A 17442-nucleotide genomic window follows, 5' to 3' on the forward strand; every position below is an offset into this window, starting at 1 on the left:
TTATTTTCGGTAAAGGATGATAAAATATCCGAAAATGATAAAGGTAAAAAATAGAAGGTAATCTAAAAACAAAGTATGAGGCTATCTATCCTTTTCGATTTCACGTACAACATGATGAAGTTCAGGTAAGATAAGTTTCTCCATTGCCAATTGAACAGCACCTGTAGAACCTGGAGTTGAAAAAATAATACAGTTCCGATAAGTGCCAGCTATTGCTCTGGATAGCATAGCAGCGGAACCAATATCTTCCATATAACTAAGCATTCGAAATAATTCACCGAAACCAACAATTTCCTTTTCAAAAAGACATGAGACTGTTTCGATGGTTACATCCCGTTTCGCAATTCCTGTTCCTCCATTAAGGAGAATAACTTTAATATGGCTGTTTTCCATAGCTGTATGAATAGCTCTTCTTATCTCATCCCCTTCATCCTTGATAATTTGATAATATCCCACTTGATGGCCATTCTCGATTAAAAGTTTCTTCATCAGTTTTCCGCTTTTGTCATTTTCAGCATTTCTTGAATCACTAACAGTAATAACAGCACAGGTCACGCGTTTAGGAGCTTGTTTATGTTCATCCACACTCATATTCAATCGTTCCTTTTATCAAGTAGAAATCTATATTGGTAATACTTTTCTGCGAATTGATTTACTTTTCGTGAAAATTGATAATTAATGCCCGCCCCAAGTGCTAGTGAAACAAAAGATGACTTCGAAGCTTTTTTATTAAAAAGCGAAATAAAAAATACTTTCATTAATTGTTTAAATGGCTCTTCCAACCACCTATAATCCATCACCTTTTCCATACCTTCATAAAAATATAAAGAATGTTGTTCTTCCAAGTCATTCGTTAAATTATCCCAACCGCTTCCTCTTAAACGATTCGGAAGAGAAGCAGCATGAAAAACTTTTAAAGCTGTCATCATTTCAAATGGCTTCCGCACATCATACCCATAAGTGATTGCTGTTAATTGTACCGACCGTAAATTTATTAAAACTAAGGCTAAAAAATCAGAACTCACAAAAATTGGCTGCCCTGTAGCAGTCATCCCGCCTTGTAGCAAAGAATAAACCTTATGGCGTGAAACATGCTGATCTGCTATGTAGGATAATTGATCAATCGATAGTTTTTTCATATCTTCAATGCTTAAAATGGAATCATCAAAGGCTTTCGCTGATTTTAGAATTCTCTCTCTGGCTTCCTCCTGTATCTGCATACCTTGAAGAAGGGAATGTAAATGAAACAGCCATGTATCCAGCTTTTCGAAAAAAGGTTCTGTCAAGCTTTCCGGTATAGCAGAAACAGCCTTATCCACCCATTTACCATAGAGATTCTGAAAATCATTTTCTTCATATGTTTGAAAGGATTGAATCCAATGCTCAATATCCTCCCAAACTTTTCGTTCATTGTTCGTCCAAGACATCCTTGCCATTCACCTCATCTTCAAGGAATATTTTTCTATTATAATAAGTATAACAAAAGAGAATCGTGCTGGGAAAGAAAACAAAAAGGTACAACCTTAATAATTAGAAGGTTGTACCCTTTTCATTTCTATATGGAGGCAATTCGCAATACATCTCTTGCTATCATTACTTCTTCATTTGTCGGAATTACCATTACTTTTACAGGAGAATGCGGATAACTAATGAATGATTCTTTTCCACGTGTCTGATTTAATTTGGGATCCCAATATACTCCCATAAACTCTAGTCCGCGCAAAACTTTTTCTCTGACAAGGACACTATTTTCACCAATTCCAGCCGTGAAAATAATCGCATCCACACCAGACATTTTCGCTGCATAAGTACCAATGTATTTATGAATTCGATTGGCGAAAATTTCCAGAGCTAAATCAGCACGCTCATTTCCTTCTGAAGCCTGTGATTCTATATCACGAAGGTCGCTCGAAAAACCGGAAATACCAAGTAATCCGGATTGCTTATTTAGGACATGCAGTACTTCATCTACTGTTTTCCCTGTTTTCTCCATGATGAATGGAATAAGTGCTGGGTCGATATTTCCGGATCGTGTTCCCATTGCAACACCTGCTAAAGGAGTAAAGCCCATTGAAGTATCGATGGACTTTCCGCCTTCTATTGCGGCAATACTTGCCCCATTTCCAAGATGACAGGAGATTAATCTTAATTGCTCAATTGGTCGCCCTAACATTTCGGAAGCGCGTGTGGATACATACTTATGAGATGTTCCATGAAACCCATATTTCCGTATCCCATACTTTTTATAATATTCATACGGTAAGCTATATAAAAATGAACTTTCCGGCATTGTTTGATGAAATGCTGTATCAAAGACTGCTACAGCCGGAACATTAGGTAATGCGTTTTGAAAAGCCTTGATACCAACAATATTTGCAGGATTATGAAGAGGTGCTAATTCAGATAAATCCTCTAACTGTCTAGTAACCTCATCATTTATTAAAACAGAATCATAGAAAACTTCCCCTCCATGAACTACCCTATGCCCAACACCATTAATCTCGTTAAGGGATTTAATAATTCCGAGGGATGTCAGCTTTTCCAAGATTAATTTAACTGCTACTTCATGATTTGGTATATCAAAAATTTCCGTTTGTTTTTCATCATTAACCGTTATAGTAAAAATGGAATCGTTCAAACCGATACGCTCAATAAGACCTTTTGTAATTACTTTCTCCTCTGGCATTTCAAATAATTGAAACTTTAAGGAAGAACTTCCGGCATTTATTGCAATTATTTTTGACATTGATACCGTCCCTTCTTTGCTTAAGTCAACTTTTGTCCGATGTTTTTATCTATACGATTCATTTAAACATGATAAAAATTGATTATCAAGCTAAAGCCTTAATTGCAATCGGTTACACTTTTAAAAAATATATACAAATCTTCACAAAAAATATAAACCGGTGTTAAATAACCGGTTTAATTTTTATTTTCCGCAAACCACTTATCAATCTTTTGAAGTATACTTCCCATGGATTGCTGATTGGAAAGTGTAGGCAATGATGCAAAAAGCACTTGTTTCGGAGCTTTTACATTTTCTGACTTTTTCTGTAAAATAAATATACTCTTTGCCGCCTGTTGATTTTTAAACATCGATAGCGGTAGCTGTAATATGCCTTGAATATGGACATGTTCTTGTAAATAGACATGAAGTTTAGGAGCTTCCGTCGATTCAAATAAATTATTTGGAATGAGAAAGAATAAATATCCACCCGGCTTAATATGATGGATGCTTTGCTCAATGAATAAATGATGGGCATAAGAATGACCGTCTTCGGCTTTTAATTGATATTTTTGTGCCCCTTCATCATTCGGATAATAACCAACTGGCAAATCACAAACAACAGCATCTACAGGGTCTATAAACAAAGGTTGCAACGAATCCTGATGAAAAAATTGAATAGGTTGTCTTTGTAAATTTGCTCCAATATAGGCAAGCTTGATTAGGAGGTCATCTACATCTACCCCGATAGAGTGAATTTCTTTTGAGGTCAAGTGATTTAATATGGTAGTTAGCAGATTCCCCGTTCCGACTGCAGGATCAAACAATGAAAGGGATTTAGAGTTTTCATAAAACTTATTGACTAAGTAACCTAGAAAAAGCCCAATAGAATCAGGTGTCATTTGATGGTTTGGTTGGACACTGTCCTTCATCCCTTTTAAGATTGCCAATTGATAGCCTTTACGAATTTGTTCATTAGTGAACTGATTCAATGCGATTTCACTATATATTTTTTTGAGTCTTTTTGTGGTAAGCTCACTCAGTTCCTCTTGGAGAATATCTTCATGAAAAAGATTTTCCCCTGTTTCTGCCAAAGCCTCTAAATAAGAGCAAGAAAGTTCGGCTTGCAAAATCTCTGCTGTTTCATTTAAAACATTAAAAATTATTTCTATACCTTCTAACTTCATTAAAAATTATCCTCCTACAATAGTAGACCCCGATTTAAAATCGGGGTTAAAATAACCTTATTTGGCTTGTTTTGCAGCTTCTAATGCTTTATCGTAATCAGGATGATTTGTTCCCTCACTTACGTATTCTACATATGTAACCGTATCATTGCTATCCACTACGAAAACGGATCTTGCTAATAATCTTAATTCCTTCATAACAACTCCATACGCTTCACCAAATGATAGATCACGGTGATCGGATAATGTAACAACATTATCAAGACCGCTAGCTGCACACCAACGAGCTTGTGCAAATGGCAAATCAACAGAAATCGTTAAAACTTTTACATTATCTAATTTTGATGCTTCCTCGTTAAAACGGCGTGTTTGTGCATCGCAAACACCTGTATCAATAGATGGAACAACACTAATGATACGAACAGAGCCCTTCGTATCGTCAAGTGTTACCTCTGATAAATCATTTGCTAATACAGTAAAATTAGGCGCTTTATCGCCAACTTTCACCTCGTTACTGGGTAAAGTCATTTTGGTTCCTTTAAAAGTTACAGATGCCATTTCTTCAATTCCTCCTTAAGAAAAAAATTTCAATTCCTATCCTTATCATACTGAAGAATTTATTATTTTTCCAATTAAAAACCTCGCCAGGTAATGGCGAGAGTTAATATAAAGGGCAGACTATTTGCTTTATAACGAATTAATAGTGTTTATCCTGTTTTGATCATAAACATAGAATTAGAAAAGTAGTACCTTAAAAATCAAAATCTTGTTTCGGTTGGGTAGGCTGGTGTGTCTTCCAACCATTTGAGTTTTGGTTATTTTGATTGTTTTGATTATTCTTTTTCATCATGGATTGAATTTTATCCACAACGCCTGGAGCAACATCTAATATTTTCTCAAGAAGATGTGTACTTTCATCAAGATGCAACATTTTAACACCAGTCGAATTCACTATCAGAAAAGCAATCGGTGTAATTGAAACACCTCCACCGCTTCCTCCTCCAAATGGAAGACCCGAGGATCCACCTTGTTGTCCCTGATTATTCTCACCAGAATTAGGTTTGCCATTAGTATTAAATTGACTGCCACCAGCAGCAAACCCAAATCCAACCTTGGAAACTGTTAAGATAACACTTCCATCTGGTGTTTCAACAGGGTCACCAATAATAGTATTAACATCTATCATTTCCTTTAAATTTTCCATAGCGGCTGTCATTAAGCCTTCAATTGGATGGCCACTCATTTTGACTCCTCCTTATTTATGATATGGAATGATTATTTTCATCTTCAGAGACCATAGATAAAGGCTTTGTATTAAATGATCCTTTACCGCCTCTCCAATACTTCAATATTTTTATTCCTGCTAAAATAGCATTCCCGATTCGAATTTTAAACATACATTTTATCTTTGTTTGGGAGAGGGGAATTTGAAAAGATGGATAAATGGAGATTTCAGGATACACCAAAAGTTTCATATATTTACTGAGCAACCCCACTATTCCTCCTTTTAATGCCCATGCTGTTCCCGTTAAAATACCGGTTAAAGCAGCATCCTTCACACCTATAACCGAATGCCATTCAAACTGTTTGATCTTTATCGTTTTTAAAAACTTACGAATAACCGTACTTAAATCGAAGACATGGTGTAAAAGTTCATTATAATCAGAGATTCGGTTGCTCACTTCATAAGGTGTTATTTTATTTGTCTCGTGCTCTCCATTTTCATTCTTCAACTTATAAATAAGATTAGGTTCATCTTTATCGACTTTCACAACAGGTACCTCAAAAGTATGTTGAATGAATTTCCAAGCCTTGATTTTTATTCTAAAATGATCATCATCTTGTTGATGAGAGTAATCTAGTACAATGGTGACAGTCGTAAACCAAATAATAAAAAATAAAAGAATAAGAATTCCGATTATAATTACGGTTACGATCATCAGGGCACACAACCTTTCAGGCTACCATTTTCTCCAAAATACAAAAAAATAAACCTGCTCTTATAGAGCAGGCTTCAATGATTGCCTTCTTAAATCCTCCCTAACTACCGTTGTATCTGCAAAAATATCATGTAATCCCTGTTTGTTTGGAGTAAACGCCACAATAATATATAGTATCCAGATAGTTGTAGATAAGTAACGTCCAATTAATTCTCGGAACAATATGGTACTCCATGATCGGGTAGAGTCTTTTATCGAAATCACTTTTAATCCAAAAATCATCTTTCCGATCGTTTGCCCAGTATATTTTGTCATTAAGACAAAATAAACATAAAAAACCATAGCAGTTGCGACCGAAAATGGCGAAAACATCCCTGTATTATCTATGGAAATATCAAGAAGACGGAATATTGTTTTCACAAGCAGACGATCAATGCTACCAATTACAATAAGGTCCACTAAATATGCCCAAAATCTCATCCAAAAACCGGCAAGATAATAATTATTCTTCCTGACCTGAGAATTATGCACCCTTCCGTTATCTAATTCACTATATTCTTGCATAGGTTGACCTTCATTGGTTACTTTAGTCATTTTCTGCCCCCCTTTATTATTTTGAATATAAATACATTAGTCTTGGTGCATTTGGTTGGGCAAGAACATGCAACAAACCGGACATTTCTGCTTCTTTCCCCATCATTTTTTGTGCTGTCATGGATAATAGTGAGCCTATTCCAAAATCAGTACTATACTGAACTACTTGTGCACCTTTTAACTGATAATCCTGTTTCATATGATTAATAACATCATCCAAATAACCAAAATCATCTATTAAATTTAATTTTTTCGCTTGTCTCCCATCATAAACTCGTCCATCTGCTAATTCACGAACGCGCTTTTCAGATAGTTTTCTTCCTTCTGAAATGACTTTGACAAAACCATCATAAGAATCATTTACCATGTTTTGCAGGATTTTTTTCTCGTCGTTTGTCATCGGCCGCGATGGACTCATAATATCCTTATATGTGCCGCTTTTTATAGTCATAAAATTAATTCCATATTTTTTCGCAAGCTCACCATAATTTATACCTTCCATAATCACCCCTAGCGACCCTGTAAGTGTTTCAGGACTTGCAAATATTTTATTGGCCGGAGTCGATATGTAATAACCGCCTGACGCTGCTGTAGCCCCCATCGAAACATAGATAGGTTTTTTTGTATCTTTTTGAATCTCGACGATTTTATCATGAATTTCTGCCGATTCAACAACGCCTCCCCCTGGTGAGTTGACCCGAATGATAATACCTTTTACATTATTATCTTCTTTTGCATAGTTTAATTGATCCATAAAGTCTTTAAAATTGAAACTTCCATTGCTTAATAAAGAACCAGCACTTCCTGTATCCTGTATCACTCCATCCACATTCAATACAGCGATTTTTTTGGTGCTTTTCCCCTGCTTCATAATATCCTCCGTGAAATTCTGGTCCGGAGTAGCAAAAGCCTTGTCAAAAAGACTTGAAAAATCCGTTGTCACAGCAGAAACGGCAAAATTAACAATAATAGAAACCACAAATAAAGCCGCTGCAATACCAAGTGCAGCCCATCTTTTTTTACTCATTGTTCATCCTCCTTGTAAACTACTATTCATTCTATGATGAAAAGATTTTTTAATATACTAAAATTTGTTACACTTAGGTAAAAGACTTTACCAGCGAAATGAGGTATTAATAATGACAGAACGCAATCATATTTATTTTTTTCATAACGAACCGTCCGATGCAAAAATAACCGCTTTACTTCAATTAGCAGAAAAGTATCATTTTCAAATGGTGCCTGATCCAAAGGATGCCAATATCATTATTAGTATTGGAGGAGATGGAACTTTTCTGCAAGCAGTTAGAAAAACAAATTTCCGTCAGGATTGTCTGTATGCCGGAATTACCGTTCAAAATGAACTTGGCCTATATTGTGACTTCTATCTTAATCATGTTTCCAGTATCATAGACGCAATTACACAGGAAAAAATCGAAGTCCGCCGTTATCCTGTTCTTAAAGCAAGTATTGATGGTCAAGGATCCTTTTATTGTTTAAACGAGTTCAGCATCCGTTCTGGGATTATTAAAACATTTGAAATGGATGTTTTTATTGATGACATTCATTTTGAAACGTTCCGTGGTGATGGAATGCTAATTGCAACACCAACTGGCAGTACTGCCTACAACAAGTCGGTTGGAGGAGCAGTTGTAGATCCATTGTTACCTTGTCTTCAAGTGAGTGAAATTGCCTCTTTAAATAATTTCAAATACCGAACTCTTGGTTCTTCCTTTATACTTGATGGCAGTCGGAAATTAACTTTAAAAGTCGCCGGAAAAGGGAACGAATACCCCTTAATGGGAATGGACAACGAAGCTTTGAGTATACGCCATGTTGATAGAGTCGAAGTTACACTTAGCGACAAAATGATTAAAACAGTTAAGCTAAAAGACAACTCCTTCTGGGAAAAGGTTAAAAGAACTTTCTTGTAAATTATGTATAAAAAGCAATCGGTGCATTCCGATTGCTTTTTATACGAAATAAATGGGCAAAGGTTTCATTTAATGATCATTAAATCATTATATTTATGCACTAAGACTATTAGTCTTTTTCCATTTACTGCTTTTATATACATTTGTAACTGATAAGATAATAATTGCGGACCAAATACAAATAAATGCCCACATATGCGCCTTCGTAAACTGTTCGCTGTAAAAAAACACTCCTAAGATGAGCATAATGGTCGGAGCAATGTACTGTAGGAAACCTAGCAAATACATTGGAATTGCCTGGGCACCCTTTGCAAAAAACAACAATGGAGTAGCAGTCACAACCCCGCCGCCTATTAATAACAGATCTGTTTCAGCCGAACCTGTAAAAAACGTTAAGTTCCCCTTTACAGAAAGATAAATTAGAAACATAAGTGCAAACGGTGTTACGGTCATCGTTTCTAAAGTTAACCCAATAGAAGAATCCACCTTAATAACCTTCTTAACAAGTCCATATAAACCAAAAGTTAATGCCAAACCAAAAGCAATCCACGGAAAATGTCCATACGATAATGTAAGAATAAGTACACCAAGCGCCGCCAGTAAAAAGGTAATAATTTGTATAATGCTTAGTTTTTCTTTTAATACAAACACACCTAATAAGATGCTAATTAAAGGATTAATATAGTAACCCAGACTTGCTTCAACAATGTGATCCGCATTTACTGCCCAAATATAAATAAACCAGTTCAAGGTAATAAAGATAGAGGCCACAATCAAAGATAGGACTATTTTCCGATTGGATTTTATATTTTTTAATGTATCAACGAATTTTTTCCATTTTTTTGTTATCACTAATAGAATGATCATAAAAATAAAAGACCATAAGATTCGGTTTGCTAATATTTCATCTGCTGAAACATGCTGCAACCATTTCCAATAAATCGGTAATACTCCCCAAAAAATATAAGAAAATGCAGCATACATGATTCCCTTTTTTTCATCCTGTTCCATTTTTCCTCTCCTCTTTTCTCAGTTCGATGTCGTTGATGTACTAGCTCAACTTAAATATTATAATAAAAGAAAGGCAGACAGTGTATACCGTCCACCTTTTTTTGGGCAATAAACATTAGTTAACCTTTTCCATTTCCTGCTGCCGTAATTCAATACGGCGAATTTTCCCGGATGTCGTTTTCGGCAACTCATTAATAAATTCAATTTGGCGAGGATATTTATATGGTGCTGTTAATTCTTTTACATGGTCTTGCAGCGTTTTAACTAAATTAGATTGTTCCGGATTAATGCCATCTTGAAGTACTACGAATGCTTTCACAATATTCCCTCTAACTTCGTCAGGACTTGCAACGACCGCACATTCCTTTACAAATGGGTGTTTCACTAGGGCATCCTCCACTTCAAATGGGCCAATAGTATATCCAGAGCTAATAATGATATCATCCGCTCTTCCCTCAAACCAAAAATAGCCGTCTTCATCTTTCCTTGCTCTGTCACCAGTAACATAATAGTTCCCTCTAAACTGCTTGGCAGTTCGTTCCGGGTCTTTATAATAATTTTTAAACAAAGCTGGTGTCTCAATATGAACTGCAATATCCCCAACCACACCTACTCCACAAGGTTCGCCATTTTCGTCGATTATTTCGACACTATTGCCTGGAGTTGGTTTTCCCATCGAGCCTGGCTTGACATCCATATTTTTCGTGATACCAACAAGTAATGTATTTTCTGTTTGTCCATATCCATCCCTTACAGTAATATTAAAATATTTTCTAAATGTCTCAATTACTTCTCTATTTAATGGTTCTCCAGCAGACACTGCACTATGTAAATGTGGCAAGTGATATTCTTGCAGATTATCTACCTTTGCCATTAATCTGTATTCTGTTGGTGTACAGCATAGAACATTTACTTTATATTTCTCTAAAAGATTCAAATAGGTCTTTGGTTCAAACTTCCCATTATAAACGAAACCAGTTGCTCCTGATCCTAGTACTGACAGGAAAGGGCTCCAAATCCATTTTTGCCATCCCGGACCTGCTGTAGCCCAAACGACATCATTTTCCCCAATGCAAAGCCAATTTGGTGCCGCCGTACGCAAATGTGCGTAACCCCACCCATGAGTGTGTACGACACCTTTTGGATTACCAGTGGTACCCGAGGTATATGATAAGAATGCCATATCCTCTTTTGAAGTATCTGCTATTTCTAAGTGCTCTGAGGAGGTTTCCATTAAATCAAATAGAGAATTCCAGTCATTCGCCTTATCCCCTACTACAAATTTAATCAAACCATCTGTACCTTTAACATCTGCAAATTGATCCAAATATGGATAATATGCCACAATGCTTTTAACTTCTGCATGCTCAATCCGATATTGTAGGTCTTTTGCTTTTAACATCTCGGAACTTGGAATGACCACAATTCCGATTTTCAAGGCAGCAAGGTAAATTTCATATGCTTCAATTAATCTAGGAACCATTACTAAAATGATATCGCCCTTTTGAAGACCGCTTTTTAGGAAAACGTTTCCGATTTTATTGACATTTTTCATTAAATTGGAATAGGTTATATCCCTTTTTTCCCCATTTTCATTTTCCCACTTGATTGCCATTTTAGAAGGATCTTTTGCAAACCTTTCAACTTCTTGCACTATATTATATTTTTCAGGTGCCAATAAATCCTCACGCTTCATCCATAATCCCCCTTAACACTATTCTTCTATATTATTATACATAATAATTTAAAAATTTAAAATTATCAAATCCCAAATAGAACAAAATAAAACGGAGCAGGCGTTTGCCTACTCCGTCATCCATTCTTTATTTAATTAGCGAATTTGTCCACCAAGTTGTTGTTCAGCCATAGAAACAAGGCGTTTAGTGATTTCACCACCAACAGATCCGTTAGCGCGTGAAGTTGTATCTGCTCCAAGGTTTACACCAAATTCATTTGCAATTTCATATTTCATTTGATCAAGTGCTTGCTCAGCACCATTTACTAACAATTGATTGTTATTTGGCATGTGTTTTCACCTCCTTGTGAGTATAGATTCTGCAAAAACACATGCCTTCATACTAAGAATCGTTTGGTAATTGTTCCTTGTATAATAAAATTTTTACTATTCTATTTACAATAAATCTGCAAATTCTTCGTTTTCAATAGAATCCTCATTATTTACAATAATGGTTTCGACATTATTCACCGCTTCTTCTAAAAGTGGGCCGAAATCAAAATCACTTTCGTAATATTGAATTTTAGAAAGCTTTGGCCTTGTCTTAGGAGATGGCGGAGTAAAAATAGTACAGCAATCTTCATATGGCAAACTAGATATTTCAAACGTATCAATCTTTTTAGCAATATCAATAATTTCCAATTTATCCATTGAAATTAATGGCCGTAATATTGGTGTTACAGTTACATCGTTAATTGCCAACATACTTTCCAATGTTTGGCTTGCTACTTGTCCTAAGCTTTCTCCCGTAACGATGGCCAAACCATCATTTTTTCTTCTAATTTCATCCGTAATTCGAAGCATCATTCTTCTTGTCGCTGTCATGGTATAACCTTCTGGAATATGCTTGCGAATGGTTTCTTGTATTTTGGTAAAAGGAACAAAATGCATTTTTACATACCCGCTGTAAGCAGAAATTTTCTTTGCCAAATCAATCGTTTTTTGTTTTGCCCTCTCACTTGTATAAGGCGGACTTTGAAAATGAACCGCCTCAATTTGAACTCCCCGCTTCATTGTCAAATAACCAGCAACTGGACTATCGATTCCACCGGACAACATGAGCATTGCTTTTCCGGAAGAACCTACAGGGAGTCCACCGGCACCTTGAATAATATCACAAGATAAGTAAATAGCATCTGGTCTCACATCAACGAGAAGATTAATATCTGGATTCTTCACGTCAACTTTTATATCTTCTATATTTTGTAAAATATGTCCTCCAACTGCATGATTAATATCATTTGTATCATATTCAAACGATTTATCACCACGTCTTGTCGTAACTTTAAATGTATTTCCTGGTTTAAAAATCTGTTTTACTAAGGACAATCCTACTTGCTGAATATCTTGAAGATTTCTTTCAGAACGCACAGCTAAACTGAAGGATTGTATTCCAAAAACAGTGGATAGCTTCTGTATAATGGGATTACTATCTTCACCATTTAATAAGATGTACATACGATCATGTCCACCCTGAATATGAATATCTTTAAATTCTTTTAAAACTTCACGAATATTTCTTTTTAGATGGGTAATAAAATGCTTTCGATTTCTACCCTTAGTGGATAATTCACCATAACGAATTAATATACGGTCGTATTTCACTTTGAATCCCTCATTACCATATTTAATGTTTGTAAAACTTGTTGAAGGGTTTGAATAAAAGCCTTCGCTTCATCCATTGTGTTTTCATATGACAAGCTGATTCTCACTGCACCTTCTGCCACATTTTCTGGCACACCTGCTGCTAGTAGGGTTCTGCTAAGTTTTGTTTGCTTAGATGAACAAGCACTGGTAGTAGATACATACACCTTTTCCTTTTCTAGTGCATGAACAATAACTTCTCCACGTAAGCCAATCGCAGAAAAATTAAGAATATGCGGTGCAGACACGGTTGGATTTGTATTGAGCTGAATTTGTGGTATGTGACCAATTTGTTCCATTAAATAATCACGTATTCTTAGAAGTTCTTCTCCTTTTTCATGCCTTTTTTCCTCAATCATTCGCATAGCTTTTGCCATTGTCACAATTCCGCCGGTATTCTCTGTACCGCTCCGTAATTTTCCTTCTTGACTACCTCCGGTTAAAAGGGGAGATATTCTTACCCCTTCGCGTTTAAATAATAGGCCATTGCCCTTTAAGCCATGAAATTTATGTGCTGAAATCGTACATAAATCAATATGTGCCTCATATAAATCCAACGGAACTTTTCCGAAACCTTGAACATGATCCACATGAAATAATATTTTTGGATAATTTTTCAGGATTTTACCAATCTCCTCGATTGGTTGGATAGTTCCAATTTCATTATTTACATGCATAATCGAAACTAATATCGTTTCTTCTGTAATGGCAGCTTCCAAATCCTTCACATTTACTTGGCCATTTTGGTCCACAGGTAAATAAGTAATCTTAAACCCTAAGGATTTTAGCTGTTCACCCGTTTCATATACAGAGGCATGCTCAATATCAGACATAATGATATGTTTCCCGCGATTGGAATATTGTAATGCAGTTCCTTTGATTGCTAAATTGTTTCCTTCTGTTCCTCCGGATGTAAAGAAAATTTCAGAGGCCTTTACATGCAGAAGATTTGCTATTTGCAATCGCGCCTGTTTAATTAACTCTTCTACCTGCCCACCTAGATTGTGCAAGGATGACGGATTTGCAAAAAATTGGGTCGATATCTTAACAAAAGCATTTACCACTTCGTCATACGGCTTTGTTGTGGCGCTATTATCGAAATATATCATAAAGAACACCCTCGTTTATATATAAATTAAATAACTATCATGAAAAATGCTAACAAAAATAAATCTTATCATAAATTAGAACTATTGAAAATAAAGTAGATATATTTTCCACTTATAAAAAAGTATCATGAAGAATATTTGTACCAAAAAAATAAAGACAAAAGCAACACCGGGTGCTTTTGTCTCTATTCTTCTTCATCTAACATTTCTTCAATATGTTTTAATGCACCTGGCTCCACTTCTTCCAGTGCTGTTGCTGCTTCCTCTAAAGCTGCTCGATATTCAAATCTTCTAAACGCTTCCTCTGCCTGTTGCAAACCCTTTGCAACATGCGGAAAACGCGCACGATAACGATTTCCATATTGGATTACTCTCTCAGCTAAAACAACATTTTCAATTAAATCTTCTGTTTTAGCATTTAGGTGTTCCACATCATCTACTGCATTGTTTAGATGCTGCTGTACAGAAGCCATATTTAGAGGTTTTTCATTTAAACTGACAAACACATCCTGTACATGTTCCATTGCTCTTTCCAAAATAGCTTGATAATCATTAGGCAACCCAGGAACATTACTTTTGGAAATCATCCTTCTCATTTCTGCTATTTTTCTTTTAAGTTCTTGAACCTTGTCGCGTGCTTCCAGTTCATCTTTCCTTAATGTTTGCAAATGCTCCGTAAATTCCTGTTGTTCCTTTTCTATCTTTTCCATTAAATTCTTGATTTCTTTTAAATCTTCACTAAGCAGAGTATATGCAGAATTCTCCTCCAATAATTTCGCTTCCAGCAGTTCATATCTCTTTGTAAGCTGAGACAATTCCTTTTCAAAATTATCCGGAATATGCTGCTCCCCTTCCACTAACTGATAACTCTCAAGAACAATTGCTGTCTCTTCTTTTATTTTTTGATTTGTTTCTTTTAATTTATCAAATATACTTATAATGTTATTCTGATGTTGTTGAATATAATGCTTTGCATGGACTTCTTTCTCAAGAAGATCATATAATATCTCCATTTTTTCCTTTATTTCAAGGACACCTTCTTCTACTTTAGCGAGTTCTGTTTGTTCCAAATAATTGTTAAAAGTAGTTAATGTCTTTCTAAGTTGTACAACCTCTTTTTCAAGCTGTAAATGATCCAAAATAAATCCTTGCTCTACCATCTCCTTATAGCCTTCTTCAATCTCATTTAATTGAGATGGTATGAGTGTGCCTATTTCTGTTAATAAATTCGGCAGCTTTTCCACTTTTTCTTCCAGATTATTCATTTGGGCTGTCAGTCCGATTACTAATTCTCGGGCTTCCAGATAATCACCGTTCGTTGTTAATTCGTCAAATTTTTGAATATCAGCTGCTACGGCCTCAATTTGTTCTTCCAATTTCTTAATAGCATTTCCATATGTATGCCTGTGAATGAGCAAGTGCTTTTTGAGTGATTTATACTTTTTTTGTACATCCTCAATTTCAACTTTATTTTTTTCCTCACTGCCAATTAATTCACTTAACTCGGAAAGAATTCCCTCTATTTTTTCCTCTATATCTCGTAAAACTCCTTCAATTTTTGCTTGTTCATTTTTCGCTTTTCTAAAATGAAAACGATCTGTGTATTCCTCTATATCAAATAAATAATCCTCCACATCAGGAAGCCGTACGGTGACAATCTCATCCCATGACTTTCTCCAACGTTCAAATTTTTCCTCCGTTTGTCCAGTCATGTTTAGTTGTTTTACTTTTCCCAGTTCCTCCAAAACAGGGCGATTCATAATATCAATTTTCCAAGCTTCCAGCTTATCAATTTCTTTATAATATTTTTTCCGTACGATGAAACTGATTACTAATAAAACTAATATTAGTACGATTATACCGATGATGCCATACATATGACCATAAGCCTCCTGTTTATCCGAAATACATCTATTTTTAACGTTATTGTTATTTTATGTATGATGTATTTATGATACCATGTAACGACATTTTTTGACTATTAAATTCGCTATTTTTTGCAAAAAGAGCAGGATTTTTGCACCAAAAATTTACTTCGAGCAAAAATTATTGTATATGTCTTAATAAATGTCGCAAAAAAAAGCACCGTTCTGTCACGGTACTGATATTCGCGTTGTTGCTCCTTTCTTTTTTTCTGTATCTATATTTTCAATCCATTCCTCTAAAACACGATAATATTTTTCGATAAAATATTTTTCCTGTGGAAAGATATGCAACACCTCTCTTAAATATTGACTGTTCAAGAAAGGCATTGTAATCATGCTCTTCAATTGAATAATTTTAAAGTAAATCATGGGATGGGTTTCCTCTTCTTCCTCCAAAAGACGTTTTAATAAATATCGTTCCTTCATAAGATAGGATGATGTAATTTCTCTTATAATTTGTGAGTCAATCGAAATTTCTCTCCACACGAGTCTGGATAAAAAATGATTTTTTCCTTGAAATACTAAAATCTTATAAATAGCTTTTTTCAAACACTCTTTACGGTTATCATACTGTATGGAATTTACTTCTTCCTCCATGTACTTTAAGTAATGCTCAAAAAAATATACCAAACACGCTTCAAGCAAACCTTGTTTACTATGAAAATAGTAGGAAATATTTGCAGGGTTTACATTTGCCCTTTTTGATATGTCTCGAATAGATGTACCATCATATCCTTTTGTATTAAATAATAAAATCGCTGAATTCAAAATCGCTTCCTTTGTCGACACAGCTGCTTTCGTCATGGAACCCCTCATTTCATACTTTTTCCTTGTACTATTAATTGAAATATGCTATTTCTTAAAGAAGCAGTTTAAAAAATTTACTATTTAAGGCCACTTTTCGTAAACTTAATTGCTTTTGAAAAGAAATCTTATACTTTCCTATTTCAGCTTAGAAATGGATATCTATTTTTGAAAGGATTTCCTTAAACTAGGTCTAATTCAGGATTTAAAACGATTTTCACCAGAACAGCCTTATTTATAGTCTTCTATCTAAAAAGCATTTTTCCTATAAAAAAATATCGACACTTTCCATCATTATCGGCGAAAAATGCTGAGTTTTATAAAATCTTGTAAAGAATAGGGTGAATATTATGTTTCATACAACATCATATCAAGGTACAAAAGAGGAGAATTACAAGCTTGTAATAAAACAATTAGAGGCCTTAATTGAGGATGAGCCAAATCGAATAGCAAATCTCAGCAATGCCTCTGCTCTTTTAAATCAGTTTTTGGATACGATCAATTGGGTTGGCTTTTATCTAGTTGAACACAATCAATTAGTGCTTGGGCCATTCCAGGGACTGCCAGCTTGTGTCCGAATTCCGTTTGGAAAAGGGGTTTGCGGTACTGCTATTGCTGAAAGAAGAATTGTTAGAGTGGAAGATGTGAATCAATTTCCCGGCCATATTGCATGTGATGCCGCATCACAATCAGAGATTGTAGTTCCGATTATAAAAAATGAAGAGTTGATCGGGGTCCTTGATATCGATAGCCCTATAACTAATCGTTTCGATGAAATCGACGAATCCCAACTAGGAAAATTCGTCGAAGTATTAGCTAAATATCTTTAAAGAT

The 17442-nt window shown here is 35.2% G+C and carries 18 protein-coding genes; 2 read left to right on the forward strand and 16 right to left on the reverse strand.

Annotated features, from left to right (window positions below):
* Positions 1 to 81: 81 nt before the first annotated feature.
* The 9 genes from CWO92_RS14495 to sppA form a co-directional block, all read right to left on the reverse strand.
* A complete protein-coding gene (locus tag CWO92_RS14495) occupies positions 82 to 591 on the reverse strand; it encodes a MogA/MoaB family molybdenum cofactor biosynthesis protein (RefSeq protein ID WP_101354930.1) in 510 nt (169 codons plus the stop codon).
* A 2-nt stretch (positions 592 to 593) separates the two neighbouring features.
* Positions 594 to 1427, reverse strand: coding sequence for an EcsC family protein (locus CWO92_RS14500; RefSeq protein WP_101354931.1), 834 nt, complete (start codon positions 1425 to 1427; stop codon positions 594 to 596).
* Between the two features lie 128 nt (positions 1428 to 1555).
* Positions 1556 to 2746, reverse strand: a complete 1191-nt coding sequence (locus tag CWO92_RS14505; protein WP_101354932.1) for an acetate kinase — start codon at positions 2744 to 2746, stop codon at positions 1556 to 1558.
* 176 nt (positions 2747 to 2922) lie between these two features.
* The gene (locus CWO92_RS14510; RefSeq protein WP_101354933.1) at positions 2923 to 3912 is read right to left on the reverse strand and encodes a class I SAM-dependent methyltransferase; all 990 of its coding nucleotides are present in this window, start codon (positions 3910 to 3912) and stop codon (positions 2923 to 2925) included.
* 57 nt (positions 3913 to 3969) lie between these two features.
* Positions 3970 to 4470, reverse strand: coding sequence for a thiol peroxidase (tpx, locus tag CWO92_RS14515; protein WP_101354934.1), 501 nt, complete (start codon positions 4468 to 4470; stop codon positions 3970 to 3972).
* Between the two features lie 193 nt (positions 4471 to 4663).
* A complete protein-coding gene (gene ytfJ, locus CWO92_RS14520) occupies positions 4664 to 5155 on the reverse strand; it encodes a GerW family sporulation protein (RefSeq protein ID WP_101354935.1) in 492 nt (163 codons plus the stop codon).
* A 16-nt stretch (positions 5156 to 5171) separates the two neighbouring features.
* Positions 5172 to 5852: a DUF2953 domain-containing protein gene (locus CWO92_RS14525; RefSeq protein ID WP_101354936.1), complete on the reverse strand. Its 681-nt coding sequence runs from the start codon at positions 5850 to 5852 to the stop codon at positions 5172 to 5174.
* 60 nt (positions 5853 to 5912) lie between these two features.
* Entirely contained in the window at positions 5913 to 6446 is a 534-nt protein-coding gene (locus CWO92_RS14530; RefSeq protein WP_101354937.1) for an RDD family protein, read from the reverse strand.
* Positions 6447 to 6462: 16 nt separating this feature from the next.
* On the reverse strand, positions 6463 to 7473 hold the full coding sequence (gene sppA, locus CWO92_RS14535) for a signal peptide peptidase SppA (RefSeq protein WP_101354938.1): 1011 nt from the start codon (positions 7471 to 7473) through the stop codon (positions 6463 to 6465).
* 112 nt (positions 7474 to 7585) lie between these two features.
* Between sppA and CWO92_RS14540 the strand changes: the two genes are divergently transcribed.
* The gene (locus tag CWO92_RS14540; RefSeq protein ID WP_101354939.1) at positions 7586 to 8380 is read left to right on the forward strand and encodes an NAD kinase; all 795 of its coding nucleotides are present in this window, start codon (positions 7586 to 7588) and stop codon (positions 8378 to 8380) included.
* A gap of 93 nt (positions 8381 to 8473) precedes the next feature.
* Here CWO92_RS14540 and rarD read toward each other — a convergent pair whose 3' ends face one another.
* From rarD to refZ, 7 genes are all read right to left on the reverse strand, one after another.
* A complete protein-coding gene (gene rarD / locus CWO92_RS14545; RefSeq protein ID WP_101354940.1) occupies positions 8474 to 9391 on the reverse strand; it encodes an EamA family transporter RarD in 918 nt (305 codons plus the stop codon).
* A 115-nt stretch (positions 9392 to 9506) separates the two neighbouring features.
* Positions 9507 to 11087, reverse strand: coding sequence for an acyl-CoA synthetase MbcS (gene mbcS, locus CWO92_RS14550; RefSeq protein ID WP_101354941.1), 1581 nt, complete (start codon positions 11085 to 11087; stop codon positions 9507 to 9509).
* A 135-nt stretch (positions 11088 to 11222) separates the two neighbouring features.
* Positions 11223 to 11417 (reverse strand): alpha/beta-type small acid-soluble spore protein, encoded by a 195-nt coding sequence (locus CWO92_RS14555; protein ID WP_101354942.1) that lies wholly within the window; start codon positions 11415 to 11417, stop codon positions 11223 to 11225.
* 105 nt (positions 11418 to 11522) lie between these two features.
* Entirely contained in the window at positions 11523 to 12731 is a 1209-nt protein-coding gene (gene thiI / locus CWO92_RS14560; RefSeq protein WP_101354943.1) for a tRNA uracil 4-sulfurtransferase ThiI, read from the reverse strand.
* Positions 12728 to 13879, reverse strand: a complete 1152-nt coding sequence (locus CWO92_RS14565) for a cysteine desulfurase family protein (protein ID WP_101354944.1) — start codon at positions 13877 to 13879, stop codon at positions 12728 to 12730. Before CWO92_RS14565 ends, thiI begins: the two co-directional genes overlap by 4 nt.
* 185 nt (positions 13880 to 14064) lie before the next feature.
* Entirely contained in the window at positions 14065 to 15756 is a 1692-nt protein-coding gene (gene ezrA, locus CWO92_RS14570) for a septation ring formation regulator EzrA (protein ID WP_101354945.1), read from the reverse strand.
* 216 nt (positions 15757 to 15972) lie between these two features.
* Complete coding sequence (gene refZ / locus CWO92_RS14575; protein ID WP_101354946.1) at positions 15973 to 16608, reverse strand: forespore capture DNA-binding protein RefZ; 636 nt, start codon at positions 16606 to 16608, stop codon at positions 15973 to 15975.
* A gap of 350 nt (positions 16609 to 16958) precedes the next feature.
* Here refZ and CWO92_RS14580 point away from each other — a divergent pair, with 350 nt between their 5' ends.
* Positions 16959 to 17438 carry a GAF domain-containing protein gene (locus tag CWO92_RS14580; RefSeq protein ID WP_101354947.1) on the forward strand — a complete coding sequence of 160 codons (480 nt, stop codon included), beginning with the start codon at positions 16959 to 16961 and terminating at the stop codon, positions 17436 to 17438.
* The last annotated feature ends 4 nt before the right edge of the window (positions 17439 to 17442 follow it).

The sequence above is a fragment of the Heyndrickxia camelliae genome, from assembly GCF_002844575.1.
Lineage (GTDB): Bacteria > Bacillota > Bacilli > Bacillales > Bacillaceae_C > Margalitia > Margalitia camelliae.

Bases quoted from the DNA above. Each gene is read 5' to 3' on its own strand.
- CWO92_RS14495 (WP_101354930.1), bottom strand. From the start codon at position 591: ATGAGTGTGGATGAACATAAACAAGCTCCTAAACGCGTGACCTGTGCT.
- CWO92_RS14500 (WP_101354931.1), bottom strand. From the start codon at position 1,427: ATGTCTTGGACGAACAATGAACGAAAAGTTTGGGAGGATATTGAGCAT.
- CWO92_RS14505 (WP_101354932.1), bottom strand. From the start codon at position 2,746: ATGTCAAAAATAATTGCAATAAATGCCGGAAGTTCTTCCTTAAAGTTT.
- CWO92_RS14510 (WP_101354933.1), bottom strand. From the start codon at position 3,912: ATGAAGTTAGAAGGTATAGAAATAATTTTTAATGTTTTAAATGAAACA.
- tpx (WP_101354934.1), bottom strand. From the start codon at position 4,470: ATGGCATCTGTAACTTTTAAAGGAACCAAAATGACTTTACCCAGTAAC.
- ytfJ (WP_101354935.1), bottom strand. From the start codon at position 5,155: ATGAGTGGCCATCCAATTGAAGGCTTAATGACAGCCGCTATGGAAAAT.
- CWO92_RS14525 (WP_101354936.1), bottom strand. From the start codon at position 5,852: ATGATCGTAACCGTAATTATAATCGGAATTCTTATTCTTTTATTTTTT.
- CWO92_RS14530 (WP_101354937.1), bottom strand. From the start codon at position 6,446: ATGACTAAAGTAACCAATGAAGGTCAACCTATGCAAGAATATAGTGAA.
- sppA (WP_101354938.1), bottom strand. From the start codon at position 7,473: ATGAGTAAAAAAAGATGGGCTGCACTTGGTATTGCAGCGGCTTTATTT.
- CWO92_RS14540 (WP_101354939.1), top strand. From the start codon at position 7,586: ATGACAGAACGCAATCATATTTATTTTTTTCATAACGAACCGTCCGAT.
- rarD (WP_101354940.1), bottom strand. From the start codon at position 9,391: ATGGAACAGGATGAAAAAAAGGGAATCATGTATGCTGCATTTTCTTAT.
- mbcS (WP_101354941.1), bottom strand. From the start codon at position 11,087: ATGAAGCGTGAGGATTTATTGGCACCTGAAAAATATAATATAGTGCAA.
- CWO92_RS14555 (WP_101354942.1), bottom strand. From the start codon at position 11,417: ATGCCAAATAACAATCAATTGTTAGTAAATGGTGCTGAGCAAGCACTT.
- CWO92_RS14565 (WP_101354944.1), bottom strand. From the start codon at position 13,879: ATGATATATTTCGATAATAGCGCCACAACAAAGCCGTATGACGAAGTG.
- ezrA (WP_101354945.1), bottom strand. From the start codon at position 15,756: ATGTATGGCATCATCGGTATAATCGTACTAATATTAGTTTTATTAGTA.
- refZ (WP_101354946.1), bottom strand. From the start codon at position 16,608: ATGACGAAAGCAGCTGTGTCGACAAAGGAAGCGATTTTGAATTCAGCG.
- CWO92_RS14580 (WP_101354947.1), top strand. From the start codon at position 16,959: ATGTTTCATACAACATCATATCAAGGTACAAAAGAGGAGAATTACAAG.